The sequence below is a fragment of the Methylobacterium sp. Gmos1 genome, from assembly GCF_053764715.1.
The window spans coordinates 22,203-37,358 of record NZ_JBSNCC010000029.1; the positions used below are offsets into that span (position 1 = coordinate 22,203).

Annotated in this window: 15 protein-coding genes and 2 tRNA genes; 7 read left to right on the forward strand and 10 right to left on the reverse strand. The window is 72.5% G+C overall.

Annotation, left to right across the window (positions count from 1 at the left end):
• Positions 1–4 precede the first annotated feature (4 nt).
• The 5 genes from gor to ACS5PV_RS30190 form a co-directional block, all read right to left on the reverse strand.
• Positions 5–1,402, reverse strand: a complete 1,398-nt coding sequence (gene gor / locus ACS5PV_RS30170; protein ID WP_455399020.1) for a glutathione-disulfide reductase — start codon at positions 1,400–1,402, stop codon at positions 5–7.
• Between the two features lie 5 nt (positions 1,403–1,407).
• The gene (locus ACS5PV_RS30175) at positions 1,408–2,628 is read right to left on the reverse strand and encodes an O-antigen ligase family protein (protein ID WP_455399021.1); all 1,221 of its coding nucleotides are present in this window, start codon (positions 2,626–2,628) and stop codon (positions 1,408–1,410) included.
• On the reverse strand, positions 2,625–3,173 hold the full coding sequence (locus ACS5PV_RS30180; RefSeq protein WP_455399022.1) for a DUF2059 domain-containing protein: 549 nt from the start codon (positions 3,171–3,173) through the stop codon (positions 2,625–2,627). The genes ACS5PV_RS30175 and ACS5PV_RS30180 overlap by 4 nt, the downstream gene beginning before the upstream one ends.
• 68 nt (positions 3,174–3,241) lie before the next feature.
• Positions 3,242–3,952 carry a ribose-5-phosphate isomerase RpiA gene (gene rpiA / locus ACS5PV_RS30185; protein WP_455399023.1) on the reverse strand — a complete coding sequence of 237 codons (711 nt, stop codon included), beginning with the start codon at positions 3,950–3,952 and terminating at the stop codon, positions 3,242–3,244.
• Positions 3,953–4,203: 251 nt separating this feature from the next.
• A complete protein-coding gene (locus ACS5PV_RS30190; RefSeq protein ID WP_455399024.1) occupies positions 4,204–4,629 on the reverse strand; it encodes a hypothetical protein in 426 nt (141 codons plus the stop codon).
• Between the two features lie 197 nt (positions 4,630–4,826).
• Between ACS5PV_RS30190 and gph the strand changes: the two genes are divergently transcribed.
• A complete protein-coding gene (gene gph, locus ACS5PV_RS30195; RefSeq protein ID WP_455399025.1) occupies positions 4,827–5,525 on the forward strand; it encodes a phosphoglycolate phosphatase in 699 nt (232 codons plus the stop codon).
• Between the two features lie 143 nt (positions 5,526–5,668).
• Here the strand turns inward: gph and ACS5PV_RS30200 are convergent.
• The 3 genes from ACS5PV_RS30200 to ACS5PV_RS30210 form a co-directional block, all read right to left on the reverse strand.
• Positions 5,669–5,743, reverse strand: a tRNA-Val gene (locus ACS5PV_RS30200).
• Positions 5,744–5,872: 129 nt separating this feature from the next.
• Positions 5,873–5,947, reverse strand: a tRNA-Val gene (locus ACS5PV_RS30205).
• A 123-nt stretch (positions 5,948–6,070) separates the two neighbouring features.
• Positions 6,071–7,861, reverse strand: a complete 1,791-nt coding sequence (locus tag ACS5PV_RS30210) for an ABC transporter ATP-binding protein/permease (protein WP_455399026.1) — start codon at positions 7,859–7,861, stop codon at positions 6,071–6,073.
• Positions 7,862–8,221: 360 nt separating this feature from the next.
• Between ACS5PV_RS30210 and ACS5PV_RS30215 the strand changes: the two genes are divergently transcribed.
• The 4 genes from ACS5PV_RS30215 (at position 8,222) to ACS5PV_RS30230 (ending at position 11,613) form a co-directional block, all read left to right on the forward strand.
• The gene (locus ACS5PV_RS30215; RefSeq protein WP_455399027.1) at positions 8,222–8,854 is read left to right on the forward strand and encodes a 2OG-Fe(II) oxygenase; all 633 of its coding nucleotides are present in this window, start codon (positions 8,222–8,224) and stop codon (positions 8,852–8,854) included.
• 227 nt (positions 8,855–9,081) lie between these two features.
• Positions 9,082–9,951 carry a hypothetical protein gene (locus tag ACS5PV_RS30220; protein ID WP_455399028.1) on the forward strand — a complete coding sequence of 290 codons (870 nt, stop codon included), beginning with the start codon at positions 9,082–9,084 and terminating at the stop codon, positions 9,949–9,951.
• Between the two features lie 185 nt (positions 9,952–10,136).
• Positions 10,137–11,051 (forward strand): ParA family protein, encoded by a 915-nt coding sequence (locus ACS5PV_RS30225; protein ID WP_455399029.1) that lies wholly within the window; start codon positions 10,137–10,139, stop codon positions 11,049–11,051.
• Positions 11,041–11,613 carry a hypothetical protein gene (locus tag ACS5PV_RS30230; protein WP_455399030.1) on the forward strand — a complete coding sequence of 191 codons (573 nt, stop codon included), beginning with the start codon at positions 11,041–11,043 and terminating at the stop codon, positions 11,611–11,613. The genes ACS5PV_RS30225 and ACS5PV_RS30230 overlap by 11 nt, the downstream gene beginning before the upstream one ends.
• A 283-nt stretch (positions 11,614–11,896) precedes the next feature.
• Here the strand turns inward: ACS5PV_RS30230 and ACS5PV_RS30235 are convergent, their stop codons facing one another.
• Positions 11,897–13,108 carry an FAD-dependent oxidoreductase gene (locus ACS5PV_RS30235; RefSeq protein ID WP_455399031.1) on the reverse strand — a complete coding sequence of 404 codons (1,212 nt, stop codon included), beginning with the start codon at positions 13,106–13,108 and terminating at the stop codon, positions 11,897–11,899.
• A gap of 132 nt (positions 13,109–13,240) precedes the next feature.
• On the opposite strand from ACS5PV_RS30235, the gene ACS5PV_RS30240 reads away from it, so the two are divergent.
• Complete coding sequence (locus ACS5PV_RS30240; RefSeq protein ID WP_455399032.1) at positions 13,241–14,215, forward strand: quinone oxidoreductase family protein; 975 nt, start codon at positions 13,241–13,243, stop codon at positions 14,213–14,215.
• A gap of 59 nt (positions 14,216–14,274) precedes the next feature.
• A complete protein-coding gene (gene pncA / locus ACS5PV_RS30245; RefSeq protein ID WP_455399033.1) occupies positions 14,275–14,919 on the forward strand; it encodes a bifunctional nicotinamidase/pyrazinamidase in 645 nt (214 codons plus the stop codon).
• A gap of 70 nt (positions 14,920–14,989) precedes the next feature.
• Here the strand turns inward: pncA and ACS5PV_RS30250 are convergent, their stop codons facing one another.
• Positions 14,990–15,154 carry a hypothetical protein gene (locus ACS5PV_RS30250; RefSeq protein ID WP_455399034.1) on the reverse strand — a complete coding sequence of 55 codons (165 nt, stop codon included), beginning with the start codon at positions 15,152–15,154 and terminating at the stop codon, positions 14,990–14,992.
• Positions 15,155–15,156 lie beyond the last annotated feature (2 nt).

Consider the following 15,156-nt stretch of genomic DNA (forward strand, 5'->3'; position numbering starts at 1 on the left):
GGACTCACCCCACCGCCACCGGCTGCTTGACCACCGAGGGCGTGCGCATCGTTACCAGCTCCTCGCCGGCGGTGGGGTGGACCGCGATGGTGCGGTCGAAATCGGCCTTCTTCGCCCCCATCGTCACCGCGATGCCGACCGCCTGGATGATCTCGCCGGCGTCGTGCCCGAGCACGTGGACGCCGACCACCCGGTCGCTTTCCCGCTCGACGATGATCTTCATCAGGATCCGCTCGTCGCGGCCCGACAGCGTCGCCTTCATCGGCCGGAAGCGGGCCTCGTAGACGTCGATCTCGCCGCACAGGCGACGGGCCACCTCCTCGCCGTGGCCGACGACGCCGATCTCCGGCGTCGAGAACACCGCGGTCGGGATCAGGTCGTGGTCGACCGCCCAGGGCTTGGTGCCGAACACCGTGTCGGCGAACGCGTGGCCCTCGCGGATCGCGATCGGGGTCAGCGCCGCGCGGTTGGTGACGTCGCCGACGGCGTAGATCGAGGGCGCGACGGTCTGCGAGAAGCGGTCGACGGGAATCGCGCCGGCCGCGTCGAGGGTGATGCCGGCCTTCTCCAGCCCGAGGCCGGCGACGTTCGGGCGCCGGCCGGTCGCGACCAGCACCTGATCGACCAGGAGTTCGCTGCCGTCGCTCAAGGTGGCGCAGATCGCGCCGTCGCGTCGGTCGAGGCGGTGGACGGTGGTGTTCAGGCGCAGGTCCATCCGCTTGGCGTAGGCCTCCCCGAGCGCCTGGCGGATCTCGCCGTCGAAGCCGCGCAGCAGCCGGTCGCCGCGGTGGAGCAGGGTGGTGCGGGTGCCGAGGGACGCGAACACCCCCGCGAACTCGACGGCGATGTAGCCGCCGCCGACCACCAGGATGCGCTCCGGCTGCGTCTCCAGCTCGAACACCTCGTTCGACGTGATCGCGAGTTCGGCGCCGGGGATCAGCGGCTCCTTGACCGGGTGGGCGCCGACCGCGACCAGGATGTGGCGGGCGCGCACCAGGGTGCCGGCCCGCACGAGGCGCACCGTGTGCGGGTCCTCGATCACCGCCCGGTCGGCCACCACCTCGACGCCGGCCCGCATCAGGTTGGTGGCGTAGATACCCTCGAGCCGCGTCACCTCGGCGTCGCGCCGTGCCTTCAGGGCCGCCCAGTCGAAGCGTGGGGTGCCGACCTCCCAGCCGAAGCCGGCGGCATCCTCGAACTCGTCGGCGAAGCGCCCGGCATAGACCATCAGCTTCTTCGGCACGCAGCCGCGGATCACGCAGGTGCCGCCGACCCGGTACTCCTCGGCGAGCTGCACCCTGGCGCCGTAGCCGGCGGCGATGCGCGCCGCCCGCACCCCGCCGGAGCCGCCGCCGATCACGAACAGGTCGACGTCGAAAGCCTGGTCTCGGGTCTCGGTCATGGCGGTCACCGCTCGGTTGTTCGATCTTGCATGGCATAGGGCAGGGCGCGCAGCCAGGCGATGGCCGCGCCGACGCCGGCGGCCCACCAGGCCTGCCAGGCGCCGTGCTCGACGAAGGCGACGATGCCGGCCGAAGCCAGCAGCGCCAGCGCGGTGCCGCGGGCGAGGCCCGTCCATGCCGACAAAGCCCGCAGGGTGAGGAGAAGCACGAGGCCGGCCAGCGTCGCACCGACGATCCCGAGCTCGGCCCAGACCTGGAGGAAGCTGTTGTGGGGGTGCCCGACCGCCAGCATGAAGCGCATTTCGGGCTCGATCCGCTCGGCCACCGGCGCGTCCTGGAAGCGCCCGGAGATGCCGTAGCCGGCCCCGCGCCACGGATCGGCGGCGACCGCCGCGCCGAAGCTGCGGGCGATGGCGACCCGGGCCCGGGTGCTGCTGCCGGCAAGGCGCTGGTGCAGGGCGTCGGGCATGGTGCGGGCGAGGAGATCGCCCTCGACCGGCGCGAGGACCAGCGCCCCGAGGAGGGCGGCGCCGGTGAGGCCGATCCCGGCCCGGGCCGGCAGCCAGCGCAGGGCGCAGAAGGTGACGGCGCCGGCGGCGAGCCCCAGGACCGTCGCGCCGCTGACCGAGCGCCAGGCCGCCAGCGCGAAGACCGCGACCGTGAGCGCCGCCAGCCCACGCCGGCCGCGCGCCGCGAGGAATGCGGCGAGGGGGAAGACCAGCAGCATCCCGGTGAGGAGCGGGCGGTTGAACGCGAAGGCGGCGACGCGCTGCCCCAGCGCCTCGCGGATCACCAGGCCGGAGGCGAGGTCCGCCATCACGTAGAGGCATGTCGCGATCAGGATCCAGGCCGCCGGCCCGGCGACGGAGGCGAGGTGCGGCGGCGCGAGGCGTGCCACCAGGTAGGCGCCGAGGAGCGCCGGTAGGAACTCCGACAGGGTGCGCAGCGACAGGCCCGGCAGCGGGCTCCAGGCGAGGCTCAGGCCGCACCAGGCCAGGAAGGCGAGGGCGGCGACGCCGAGAGGCGTCGCCAGCGGCGCGAGCAGGAGCGGCCGCAGCGGGCGCCCGCCCGCCAGGCTGCCGGCGAGCAGCAGCAGCCCGGCGAGGCCGACCACCACCGGGCTCGAGCGGTTCGCCACGGCCATGCAGGCCGGCAGGGCGGCGACGACGATCGCGCCGAGACGATCGAGCGCGGCTGCCCGCTCTCCGGCCGTGCGGGCGGTCACTGAAGCTGGTGGCCGCGCTTGCCCATCTCGGCCCGCACCCGGACCATCATGTATTCCGAGACTTCCTGGGTCCAGGTCTGCATCGCCTGGACCATGTCGTCGAGCACCTGGGGCTGGGTCTCGACGTAGCGCTTGCCCGACGGCGAGCGGAAGAAGGTGGCGATGTCGCGAAGTTCCGACTCGGTGAGCTTGCTGGCGTAGATGCGCGAGGCGGTGTCGATGATCCGCTGCTTCTGCAGCTCAAGCTCGGGCTGCATCTTCTCGATGACCTCGGCGAGGTCCTTGGTCAGCTCGGGCCGGGTGACCGCCGCCTGCTTGATCTGCTCGCCGAAGGCCGGGAGGATCGAATCGAAGGAGCGGGCGATGCCGGAGGAGAGCATCACCTCCTTGGCGAGCGCGAGGTGGCTCGGGGTGATGGCGGCCGCCTGCGGCGCGGCGGGCGCCGCGGGCTTCGTCTGGGCGAGGGCGGGGCCGGCGAGGATCGGGCCGGAGAGGGTCGCGGCGAGGAGGCCCGCCAGGAGGAATCGGGAACGGCGCGGGGACATCGGTTTGCTCCGGCAAGTCGGCGCCCGTGCGGGGCGGCCGTGACTGAGGATGTGAGGCGGGCGGCGCGTCAGGCCGTCCCGAGGGTGACGATGCGGGGCTCGTCCTCGGCCGCCTCCGCGACGATCGCGCCGGTGGCGAGCCCGATGAACAGGCCGTGCTCGACGACGCCCGGCACCGCCACCAGGGCACGGGCCAGCGCCTCCGGGTCGGGGATGCGGGCAAGACCCGCATCGAGGATCAGGTGGCCGCCATCGGTGAGGAAGGGGGTCCCGTCGGCGCCCTTGCGGACGGCGAGGGGGCCGTCGCAGCCCGTCGCACGGATCGCCGCCGCGACCGCTCGCGTCGTGGCGCCGAGGCCGAAGGGCACCACCTCGATCGGCAGGGGGAAGCGGCCGAGCGTCGCGACGCGCTTGGCGCCGTCGACGATCACCACCATGCGCCGGCTCGCCGCCGCCACGATCTTCTCGCGAAGCAGCGCGCCGCCGCCGCCCTTGATGAGGCGCAACTGCGGGTCGATCTCGTCGGCGCCGTCGATCGTGAGGTCGAGCTCGGGCGTCTCGTCGAGGGTGGTGAGCGGGATGCCGGCGGCCTCGGCCGCCGCGCGGGTCGCCTCGGAGGTCGGCACGCCGACGACCGAGAGCCCGGCCCGCACCCGCTCGCCGAGCAGCTCCACGAACACGGCCGCCGTCGAGCCGGTGCCGAGGCCGAGGCGCATGCCGTCCTCGACCAGCGCGGCCGCCCGGGCGGCGGCGGCACGCTTGAGCTCGGCGGGGCTCAACCCCGGCCTCCGCGGGCTGGACGGATCTGGGACATCGGCATGGCGTCTCGGCTCGTCTCTCTCGTCCGCCGTGCCATCACCGTTGCGGCGACAGCAAGGCGGGCGGGGCGTCCTGACGGCCGGCCCCGCTGATCGAGAGGCCCCCTAGCATGCGGCCGGGAGAGGCGGAAGCGGCCATCCGGCCTCGCCCGGGCGGCGCCGCACCTCGGTCCCGTCGAGCCGGAAGCCTGCGACGTCGCTGGCGACTGGTCTCAGGGCTTGCCCGCAGCGGTCGGCGCCGCGCTGCCGGCATTGCCCTGCGGCGTGCAGACCACGGCGTCGTCGAGGACGTAGCAGATGCTCATCGCGCCGGTGCGCTGGTTGACCCGGAAGACGCCGGCCTCGCGCAGGTGGCGCGAGGCGACCAGGCTGTACTCGGACGGGGCCTGCGGGCCGGCGCCCTCGCCGGGGCCGAAGCACAGGGTGGTGCCGATGGTGTTCTCCTGGAGGCCGTACTGGCAGGAGATGACCTCGCCGGTCGCCTTGTCGACCCGGTAGACCCGGTTGAGGTCGGCCTGGGGTGCGGGCACGAACTCGTAGGACGCGGCCTGCGCCGCGCCAGAAGCCAAGAGCCCCGCGGCCAAGAACCCCGCGGCCAGCCCCGCGACCCCGATCGGATAACCCGCTCTCCCGCGCATGGCGCGCCGCTCCTCGAACCCGTTGCGACGACGGCCCGCGCCCGCGCGGCGGCCGACCCGTCTCACTCTCGCTGTTATATCCCGCACCCGCTTGTCCAGGGCTTGTCTCGATTCGCGGGCGCGTCCCGGCGCGGGTTCCGCCCCGGGGCGCTCACCTGTATGGGAGGCCGTCCTTGCCGTGCAATCCGTGAGACTCCATGCCGACCATCAGCCCCGACGCCCTGCCGCCGATCGTCGTGTTCGACCTCGACGGCACCCTCGCGGAGACCGCGGGCGACCTCATCGGCACGCTCAACGTGATCCTGGAGCGGGAGGGGGTGCCGCCGGTGGCGGTCTCGCAGGCCCGGGAGCTGATCGGCGCGGGCGCGCGGGCGCTGATCCAGCGCGGCTTCTCGGCCGGCGGGCGCGAGCTGACGCCGGATCGTCTCGACGAGCTCTTCCGGGTCTTCCTCGCCCATTACGGCCAGCACCTGTGCGACGTGTCGCACCTCTTTCCCGGCGTCGTCGCCGCCCTCGATCGGCTGGAGGCGGCCGGCTACCGCCTCGCCGTCTGCACCAACAAGCCCGAGGACCACTCCGTGCGGCTCCTGGAGCTTCTCGGGGTGAAGGACCGCTTCGCGGCGATCTGCGGCCGGGACACCTTCCCGTACTTCAAGCCCGATCCGCGCCACCTCACCGAAACGATCGCGCGCGCCGGCGGCGATCCGGTCCGGGCCGTGATGGTGGGCGATTCCCGCACCGACGTCGCCACGGCCAAGGCCGCCGGCATCCCGGTGGTGGCGGTGCCGTTCGGCTACACCGACGTGCCGGTGGAGGAGCTGGAGCCGGACGTGGTGATCCAGCACTTCGACGGGCTCTACGAGGCGGTGCGCAGGCTCGACCGCGGGGCGGCCTGATCGACCTCCGGGGCCCCGGGCGGACCCGAACACGCTCCTGGTCCTCCCGGGCTCCGCTTGCGCGGCCCCGGGACGACGCGGAGGATGGCAGACCCATTAGGGGAGCCGGTCCGGTTCTCACCCAGTCTGTGCTTGAGAAGGAGTGGTGGGCGCGACAGGGATTGAACCTGTGACCCTTCGCGTGTGAAGCGAATGCTCTCCCGCTGAGCTACGCGCCCGACGATCGGTCCCGTGCGGGGATGACGCGGTGCTCGGAAAGAGCAGCCGCATCGCGGACCGAACCTCTGTGACGGCAGGACCGTGCGGCACGGGACGCCACCGGTCGAACCATCCAAGTCTTAAAAGGGTGGTGGGCGCGACAGGGATTGAACCTGTGACCCTTCGCGTGTGAAGCGAATGCTCTCCCGCTGAGCTACGCGCCCTGTGAGCCGGCTTCTAGGCGGGGCGGCGCAGCGCGTCAAGGCCGCTTCGTCGCCCCGCCGGGGCTCCATGGCCGCTTCGTCGCCGCGCCGGGGTTCCATGCCGCTTCGTCGCCCCGCAGCGGGCTACTGCGCCGGCACCGCCGCGTCGAGGTCGGTCGGCACGAAGCGGCCGTCCTCGCGCGGGGTCATGTCGATCCGGCGGTCGTGGAAGGCGGTGAGCGTCGAGCGGTGGCCGATCGAGACGACCGTCGTGCCCGGCAGTTCCTGGCGCAGCATGCGGTAGAGCGCGGCCTCGGTCGGCTCGTCGAGGGCGGCGGTGGCCTCGTCGAGAAACAGCCAGTCGGGCTTGGCGAGGAGCGCCCGGGCGATGGCGAGGCGCTGCTGCTCGCCGAGCGACAGGGCCTGCGCCCAGGGCGCCTCCTCGTCGAGGCGAGCGGCGAGATGCGGCAGGCGCGCCGCCTCGAGCGCCGCGCGGATCGCCGCGTCGTCGTGCTGGCCTGCGGGCTCGGGGTAGGTGGCGGCGGCGCGCAACGTCCCCATCGGCAGGTAGGGGCGCTGCGGCAGGAGCATCAGGCGCGCGCCCTCGGGCGTCGTCACCGAGCCCTCGCCGAAGGGCCAGATCCCCGCGATGGCGCGAAACAGCGTCGACTTGCCCGAGCCCGAGGGGCCGGTGAGCAGCGTCGTCTCGCCGGGGCGGAACGAGAGGGCGGGGGCCTCGGCGATGCGCCGCCCGTCCGGCAGGGCGAGGGCGAGGCCCTTGAGGTGGAGGCCGCCGCCGCCCGCCGGCAGGACCGACAGCGCGCTGCCTGCCGCCATCGCGTCGGCCCGGGCCATCGCGGCGTCGAAGGTGGTGAGCCGGTCGACCTGCGCCTTGTAGTCGGCCAGCGTCACGTAGAACGTGATGAAGAACGACATCGTGCCCTCGACCCGCGAGAACGCGCCGGCGGTCTGGGTCATCACCCCGAGCGGGATCTGGCCGGCGAAGTAGTACGGCGCGACCAGGATGTAGGGGATCACCACGTTGACCTGCTGGTAGCTGACCGTGAAGGCGGCAAGCTTCTTGCGGCGGTCGACGATGGCGTAGAAGTTCTGGATCAGCGCGCCGAAGCGCTCACCGAGCGAGGCCCGCTCGGCCCGGGCGCCGCCGAGGAGCGCCACCTGCTCGCCGTATTCGCGCAGGCGGGCGAGCGAGAAGCGGAAATCCGCCTCGCGGCGCTGCTGCTCGAAATTGAGCCCGACCAAGGCCCGGCCGATGCGGTGGGTGAGCCAGGTGACGAGGGCGGAGTAGATCAGCGCGCCCCAGACCAGGAAGCCCGGCACGTGCCAGTCGGTCCCCGGCACGGTGAAGGCCGACGAGATGTTCCACAGGATCACCGAGAACGAGATCAGGTTCGAGACCGCCGAGATGAAGCTGATGGTCAGCGACTGGGTGGTCTGGGTGAACTGGTCGATGTCGTCGGCGATGCGCTGGTCGGGGTTGTCGGCCTGGGCGCCCGAGAAGCCCATTCGGTAATGGGTGTCGTTGCCGAGCCAGCGGTCGACGTAGTGCCGGGTCATCCAGGCGCGCCAGCGGATCCGCAGGAACGACTGGATCACGTACTGGATGATCGCGCTCGCGACGTAGACGGCGGCCCAGAGGCAGAACACCGAGAACAAGAGCGACCAGAACGCCGTGGCGTCCTTGCCCTGGATGGCGTTGAACCAGTCGCGGTTGAAGTACGACAGGCGCACGTTGATCGCGACCTGGGCGAACTCGATGCCGATGACCAGGGCCGCCATGGTGAGGGCGACCCAGCGCTCCTGCATCTTCACCGCCGGCAGCGGCCACAGCCGCACCGTCGTGACCTCGCGGGTGGTGTAGTAGGGATAGGCCAGGCGCCAGATCTGCAGGAGGGCCTGCTTCAAGCCGTGCATCGCGGTCTCCGGGCCGCCCGGCGGGCGGGCCTCAAGCGGGCCCGCCGCGGGGGCGGGCCGGTGATTCGGTGGCGGTCGAGCGACTTGGGGAAGCGCCCCGCGGCCTTGCGACCCGCCATGGGTCAGCCCCGTGGCAGGACCATGGCGCCGTTGCCGTTGCAAGTTAAACCCCGTCCACCTGCGGCAGGGCCGCGCCCCCGCGCGCTCGCCGAGACGTGACCATGCGCCCCACTCGGCTGCACGCGGTCGCCGACCAAAGGCCGCGGTGCCCCGCCGCCGCCGCAATCGGCCCCGATGGTCCCGTCGCTTTCGGCAGGCCGCGGGATTGCGGCCGCCTGACCTGACGAGTGCGATCAACCCATGTCGTCCCTCTCGATCCTCGACGTCGACGCCGTGCGCGCCGCCCCCGTCGCGCACGACCCCTACCATTACTTCCTCGGCCGGCAGGTGCTGCGGCCCGAGGCGATCGCCGAGCTGAAGCGCGACTTCCCGGTCATCGCGAAGCCCGGCTACCTCACGGTCGACGAGGTGCAGCTCACCGGCCGCTTCAAGGACCTGATCGACGAGCTCGAGAGCGACGACTTCTCGCGGGTGCTCGGCGAGAAGTTCGGCATCGACCTCGTCTCCTGCCCGCGCCTCACCACGGTCATGCGCCGCTCGCAGCCGAAATACGGCGCGATCCACACCGACGGTCCCTCGAAGGTGATGACGCTGCTCGTCTACATGAACGACGAGTGGGACGCGCCGGAGGCCGGGCGTCTGCGGGTGCTCTACGACGGCGAGCGGTTCGAGCCCTACGCGGTCGAGGTGCCGCCGACGATGGGGACGATGTTCGCCTTCCTGCGCGCCGACAATTCCTGGCACGGCCACCGGCCGTTCGAGGGCGAGCGCCGGGTGGTGCAGGTCGCCTGGGTGAAGGACGCGGCCGAGCTGGAGCGCAAGCGCAAGCGCAACCGCACGGCGCAGTTCCTGAAGGGGATCTTCGGCCGCTAGAGCATTGTCCGACGAAGTGGATACCGGTTCGTCGAAGAAAATGCGGTGGAATAAAAACCTAGAGCGACATTCGATTGCACCGCGTTCGGATGTCACTCTAGGACAGTGTCCGGCGGGAGACACCGAGGATTTCGCTGCGTGCCCGGCCCCGGGACCCATGTCCACGGGGTTCGCGCACGCTCTAAGACTTGACCACCGGCATCCGCCGGGGGACGCTTGGGGGCATCATGAGGGCGTTTCACCGCGCGGGCCTCGTCGTGGCCGGCCTCGCCGTGCTGGCCGGGACGGCCTGCATGTTCGGGCCGGGCCGCGCCGTCGCGCAGTCGGACCTCGAAATGCCCGCCGACCCGCCGGTGCTGTCGAAGCCCTACCGTTCCACGATCCCGATCTACCGCCGCCGTCCGCCGCCCGACGCCGTGCCGCCGGCGGGGGGCCAGGCAGCCGGCACCTGGCGCGAGCCGCCGGGCCGGATCGGCGCGGGCGACGGCGCACAGGAGGGGGCCGCGGCCCTGCGGGACGCGCCGCAGGATTCCGGCTTCGGCCCGGTGAAGGCCGCGCCGGCGCGCGACCTCGCGCCCGAGGACGACCCGGAGGAGCGCGCAGCGGTCCGGGCCGCGACAGCGCCGACGAAGCGGGAGATGCGCGACGAGGCGCGCCAGGCGGGCGCGCCCGAGACCCGCGCCGCCGCGCGCCCGGCCCCCGCGCGAGAGACCCCCCGACAAGTCGAAACCCGCCAAGTTGAATCCCGACAAGTCGAAACCAGGCAAGTCGAGGCCGCCGCCGAGGACGAGGAGGAGGAGGCGCCGCCGGCCTATGCGGGCGTGTGGGGCCCGAGCGCTGCGGCCTGCGCCCGCAACCGCTCCGCCCGCCGCGGCTTCCTGCCGGCGGTGATACGGCCGGGGAGCGCGCGCGCCGGCAAGACCCTGTGCCAGTTCCGCGACCGGCGCCGCGACGGCCGCACCTGGACGGTGACCGCCGCCTGCCACAGCGCCGGCCGCCACTGGACCTCGCGGGTGCGCCTGACCGTGGCGGGCAGCCGGCTGACCTGGGCGAGCGAGCGTGGCTCGGCGAGCTACGTCCGCTGCTCCGGCGGATGAGGCCGCACGCCGCCGTAGCAGCGAACAGTCGATAGGAAACAAAACGCAACCGAGCTTGACTTGACGCAAGCGCCGGTGGTGGAAAGGGGGCCCGCCGTGAAGAGAGCCCCGATGGCCCCGTCAAGCCCGCCCGCCGCCGCGCCGCGGCGGTCCCGCGTTCCCGCCCCGCGGCCGGGGCTGCCGGCATGACCGGCAAGCCCGCTCCCGGAAAGCTCGTGGCGGTCGCCAACATGAAGGGCGGCGTCGGCAAGACCACCAGCGTGGTGATGCTGGCCGACGCGCTCGCCGCCGGCGGCGCCTCGGTGCTGGTGATCGACCTCGATCCGCAGGCCAGCGCCTCGGTGTGCTTTGCCGGCGACGGCATCCTGGCGGAGATGATCACCGGGGGCCGCACCCTCGACTACTATCTCGGCCTGCGCATCGTCGACCGCGACAAGGCCGCCCTGCCGGACTTCATCCGCGACTACGTCTCGAGCACCACCCATCTCGGCGAGCCGCTGCCGATCTCGCTCCTCGCCTCCGGCCCGTCGCTGCGCATCGTCGAGCGCGAGATCATCTACGCGCTCACCAAGCGCAAGTACTCGATGCACGCCATCGAGGGCCACCTGTGGAAGCTGTTCCAGGAGGACTTCGCGCCGCTGCGCGAGCAGTACGACTACGTGCTGTTCGACTGCGCGCCGGGCATCTCGCCGATGACCGAGGTGGCAATCCGGGCCTGCGACCTCGTGGTGGTCGCCTGCATCTCGGATTTCCTCTCCACCTACGGCCTCAAGGCGTTCTACGAGACGATCTGGGGCGTCGGCAGCGCCTCCGAGAGCATGCTGGCGCCTCAGCGCCCGCCGCACGTGCTGATCACGCGCTGGCAGAACACCAAGCAGCAGGCGACCACCTACGCCACCCTCCAGGAGAGTGCCGCTGCGGAAGGGGCGCGGTTTCGCCTGTTCAAGACCCGCGTGCCGCAATCGGCGGCCCTGGCGAACGCGCTGACGCTGGAGTATCAAACCTTCGCCAACAAGTATCGTGATGCGAGCCGCGACCTGATCGGCGAGGTGATCACGCCGGTGGTGACCGAACTGAAGGAGGTCCTTGATGGCGCTTGAGATCGACGGTCTCGCGGTCCTGTGCGCGATCGCGGAGGCGCCGGAGGCGTTCCCGGCGATCCGCAGCGACGTGACCAAGGCCGCCCACGCCCTGGTGACGAAGCAGCTGAAGGCCAAGACCCTCGACCTCGCGGGCCTGCGCGCGGTGCGCGAGGCCCTCGGGCCCCAGCCCCTGGCGCTGATCGTCGACGGGCTGAAGGACGCCGAGGTCAAGGCCCTGGTCACCCGCCTCGACAAGCATCACCCGGACCTCAAGGACGGCCCGGCCGTCGCGCATCGCCGCCACCTGATGGCGATCGCCGCCAACCTCGACCCGGTCCCCGCGCCGGCGGCGAAGCCGAAGCCCGCGAAGGCGCCGGCCAAGGCGCCGGCGAAGCCCAAGCCCGCCGCCAGGGCGGCAAATACGGCGCCGGCCGGGTCGGCCCCGGAACCGGTGCCATCCCCGGCCCCCGCGAGGGCGCGGGCCCCGGCCCGCGGCAAGCCCGCCTCCGCCCCCGCCGATGCCCTCGCCTCGGCGGCGATGGCCGCCCGCCCGCCGCGGCGGCCGCGGCAGCAGGAGTGATAGGGTTTCATCCCGACCTGATCTGATGAGGACACAGGCGCGGGTCTCTCCTCTCCCCGCGGGCGGGGAGAGGCCTGAGCTCCGAAGGGGCTCAGGAAGCCCGAAGGGCGAGGGTGAGGGGGTGATGCCGGAGGTGCCTCACCGTCGAGACCCCCTCACCCTCGCTCCGGCTTACGCCTCCGCTTGCCGCGTCTCCTGAACGTCGACACGGCCCTCTCCCCGCCCGCGGAGAGAGGAGAGACCCGCGCTCTACCTTGTGAACCAACCTGACTAGCCCCCCGCCTCACCCCCGCATCAGCTTGGGCGTCCCGAGCCGCGGGGTCACGCCCTCGCGCATCACCAGGCGGCGCAAGGGGGCGATGGTCGAGAGGGCGAGCAGCCCCGCGCCCCGGGCGAGGTCGCTCGGCAGGAAGGCGGTGAGCAGGCTGCGGTTGAGGGTGTCGACCGCGCCGGTGCGCAGGCGGGCGTCCAGCGCCCGGCCGCGGGCGAAGCCCGACAGCACCGACTCGGCCCCGGCCTCGTGGGCGCCGGCCACCGCGTCGCGCAGGGCCGCGGCGTCGCGAAGCCCGAGGTTCAGTCCCTGCGCGCCGATCGGCGGGAAGACGTGGGCGGCCTCGCCGACCAGCGCCAGGCGCGGCCCGACCGGGCGCGGCACTGACAGGCCGCGCATCGGCACGAGGCCCCGCGGCCCGTCGATCCGCATCTGCCCTAGCATCGACTGCGCCTGGCGCTCGATCGCCGCCGAGAGCGCGTCGTCGTCGAGGGAGAACAGGCGCTCGGCCCGGGCTTCCGCCGAGACCCAGACCAGGCTGGAGCGGCGCCCGCCCGGCAGCGGCACCAGGGTGAAGGGCCCCTCGCGGGTGTGGAACTCGGTCGAGACCTCGCGGTGGTCGCGGGTATGGGCGAGGATCGTGGTCAGGGCCTTCTGCGGGTAGGTCCAGCGTCGCGCCGTCAGCCCGGCCTCCTCGCGCAAGGGCGAGCCGCCGCCGTCGGCCGCGACGACGAGGCGGGCCGCGACGCGGCCGCCGCCTTCCAGCGCCAGCACCGCCCGGTCCTCGATGACGGTGCGGCCGGCGGCGTCGTGCTCGACGAGGGTCAGGCCGGGAATCGCCCGGGCGCGGGCGCGCAGGGCCTCGACGAGGCGCGCGCTCTCGATATTCCAGCCGAAGGCGTCGAGGCCGATCTCGCGGGCGACGAAGCGGGCCGGCGGCGGGCGAAACAGGCTGCCGGTGTCGTCGATCAGGTGCATCTCGGCGAGCGGGGCGGCCTGCGCCTCCAACTCCTCCCAGGCGCCGAGCGCGCGCAGCAGCCGCACCGATCCGTCGAGGAGCGCTACGGTGCGCCCATCTGCCACGGGAGCGTGACGTCCGACGAGCGCCGTCCGCAGGCCGTCGCGGGCGAGCGCCAGGGCCGCCGCGAGCCCGACCGCGCCGGCGCCGACCACGGCGACGTCGTAGAGGGGGCCTTCAGGGTTCGGGTCGGCGGTCTGGCTCACGGGACGGGTCCTCGGACGATCTCTGCTCAGATCTGGGTCGCACGGGGCCGATCCGCCATCCCGGCCATTGCCGAACGCGGGGCCGCACCTAAGATCCCGGCCGAGAAACCAAGACCAAGATGGGAGCGGGCGATGCCGAAGGCGATCCGGGTTCACGAGTATGGCGGCCCCGAGGTGATGCGCTACGAGGACGTGACGGTGGCTGAGCCCGGCCCCGGCCAGATCCGGGTGCGCCAGAGCGCGGTCGGCGTCAACTTCATCGACATCTACTTCCGCTCCGGCCACTACAAGGTGCCCCAGCTCCCCTTCACCCCCGGCAACGAGGGCGCCGGCACGGTGGTGTCGGTCGGCGAGGGCGTGTCCGGCTTCACACCGGGCGACCGGGTCGCCTATGGCTCGGCCTCGGGCACCTACGCCGAGGAGGTGGTGGTCGACGCCAAGCAGGTCGTGCGCCTGCCCGACGGCATCGACGACGACACCGCCGCCGCGATGATGCTGAAGGGCCTCACCACCCAGTACCTGTTGCGGCGCACCTACAAGGTTCAGCCCGGCGACACGATCCTGTTCCACGCCGCCGCCGGCGGCGTCGGGCTGATCGCGACGCAATGGGCCAAGCATCTCGGCGCCACGGTGATCGGCACCGTCGGCTCGCAGGACAAGGCCGAACTCGCCCGCCGGCACGGCTGCGACTACGTCATTCTCTACCGCGACGAGGATTTCGCCGCGAAGGTCAAGGAGATCACCGGGGGCAAGGGCTGCCAGGTCGTCTACGACGGCGTCGGCCAGGCGACCTTCCCGGCCTCGCTCGATTGCCTGCGGCCGTTCGGCTACTACGTGAACTTCGGCAGCGCCTCGGGCGCGGTGACGCAGTTCGACATCAGCCTGCTCGCCCAGAAGGGCTCGCTCTACGCCACGCGGCCGACCCTGTTCACCCACACCGCCGACCGTGCGACGCTGGACGAGATGGCCGCCGACCTGTTCGAGGTGGTGCAGAGCGGCGCGGTGAAGATCCCGGTCCATACCCGTGCAAGTCTCGCCGACGCGCCGAAAGTCCACGCCGACCTCGCCGGGCGGCAGACGACCGGTGCGACGGTCATGCATCCCTGATAGGCTGACGCCGCGGCATCCGAGGCGATGCGCCCCGGATGGGCGGAGACGAGAACGCGATGGATTCCTACGCCCTGACGGCGAGCGACACCGACTGCCTCCTCGTCATCGACGTCCAGGCCGACTTCCTGCCCGGCGGCGCGCTCGCGGTGCCGGACGGGGACGCGGTGATCGCGCCGATCAACGCGCTCGGAAGAACGTTCAGGCACGTCGTCCTGACCCAGGACTGGCATCCGGCGGGCCACGCCTCGTTCGCCACGAGCCATCCGGGCAAGGAGCCCTTAGGTACCGTGGATCTGGCCTACGGCACCCAGGTCCTGTGGCCGGAGCACTGCATCCAGGGCACGGCCGGGGCGGAGCTGTCGCCGAGGCTGGAGCTGCCCCACGCCGAATTGATCATCCGCAAGGGCTACCGGCCGGGCATCGACAGCTACTCGGCCTTCCGCGAGGCCGATCGCACCACCTCGACCGGGCTCGCCGGCTACCTGCGCGAGCGCGGCTTCACCCGGGTCTTCCTGTGCGGGCTCGCCACCGATTACTGCGTCGGCTGGAGCGCGGTCGACGCGCGGGCGGCGGGGTTCCAGGCGGTGGTGGTCGAGGATGCCTGCCGGGCGATCGACCTCGACGGCTCGCTGGAGCGGGCCTGGGGCGACATGGCGGCAGCGGGGGTGGAGCGGGAGCAGAGCGGGGCGATCGGGGGGTAGGGCCCGGACCGGTGCGATCGACGAAGGAGAATCTGGCACCGACCGGTCCGATCGGACATGCTCCGAAGGCTCAGCCCCAATCCTCGGGCCGGCCCCACTTGCGGTCGAACGCGCGGGCGATGTGGTGGGCATAGAGCAGCCCGCCGACCGCGAGCGCCAGGAAGAGCGCGACCGCGGACCAGCTCGGCCCACCGATCTCGACACCCGGTCGCGATGCGATGAGCCAGAGCGGCATCT

What these genes read in the sequence shown, in the direction of transcription:
- gor (WP_455399020.1), bottom strand. Translation starts at nt 1,402, where the DNA reads ATGACCGAGACCCGAGACCAGGCTTTCGACGTCGACCTGTTCGTGATC.
- ACS5PV_RS30180 (WP_455399022.1), bottom strand. Translation starts at nt 3,173, where the DNA reads ATGTCCCCGCGCCGTTCCCGATTCCTCCTGGCGGGCCTCCTCGCCGCG.
- ACS5PV_RS30190 (WP_455399024.1), bottom strand. Translation starts at nt 4,629, where the DNA reads ATGCGCGGGAGAGCGGGTTATCCGATCGGGGTCGCGGGGCTGGCCGCG.
- gph (WP_455399025.1), top strand. Translation starts at nt 4,827, where the DNA reads ATGCCGACCATCAGCCCCGACGCCCTGCCGCCGATCGTCGTGTTCGAC.
- ACS5PV_RS30210 (WP_455399026.1), bottom strand. Translation starts at nt 7,861, where the DNA reads ATGCACGGCTTGAAGCAGGCCCTCCTGCAGATCTGGCGCCTGGCCTAT.
- ACS5PV_RS30215 (WP_455399027.1), top strand. Translation starts at nt 8,222, where the DNA reads ATGTCGTCCCTCTCGATCCTCGACGTCGACGCCGTGCGCGCCGCCCCC.
- ACS5PV_RS30220 (WP_455399028.1), top strand. Translation starts at nt 9,082, where the DNA reads ATGAGGGCGTTTCACCGCGCGGGCCTCGTCGTGGCCGGCCTCGCCGTG.
- ACS5PV_RS30225 (WP_455399029.1), top strand. Translation starts at nt 10,137, where the DNA reads ATGACCGGCAAGCCCGCTCCCGGAAAGCTCGTGGCGGTCGCCAACATG.
- ACS5PV_RS30230 (WP_455399030.1), top strand. Translation starts at nt 11,041, where the DNA reads ATGGCGCTTGAGATCGACGGTCTCGCGGTCCTGTGCGCGATCGCGGAG.
- ACS5PV_RS30240 (WP_455399032.1), top strand. Translation starts at nt 13,241, where the DNA reads ATGCCGAAGGCGATCCGGGTTCACGAGTATGGCGGCCCCGAGGTGATG.
- pncA (WP_455399033.1), top strand. Translation starts at nt 14,275, where the DNA reads ATGGATTCCTACGCCCTGACGGCGAGCGACACCGACTGCCTCCTCGTC.
- ACS5PV_RS30250 (WP_455399034.1), bottom strand. Translation starts at nt 15,154, where the DNA reads ATGCCGCTCTGGCTCATCGCATCGCGACCGGGTGTCGAGATCGGTGGG.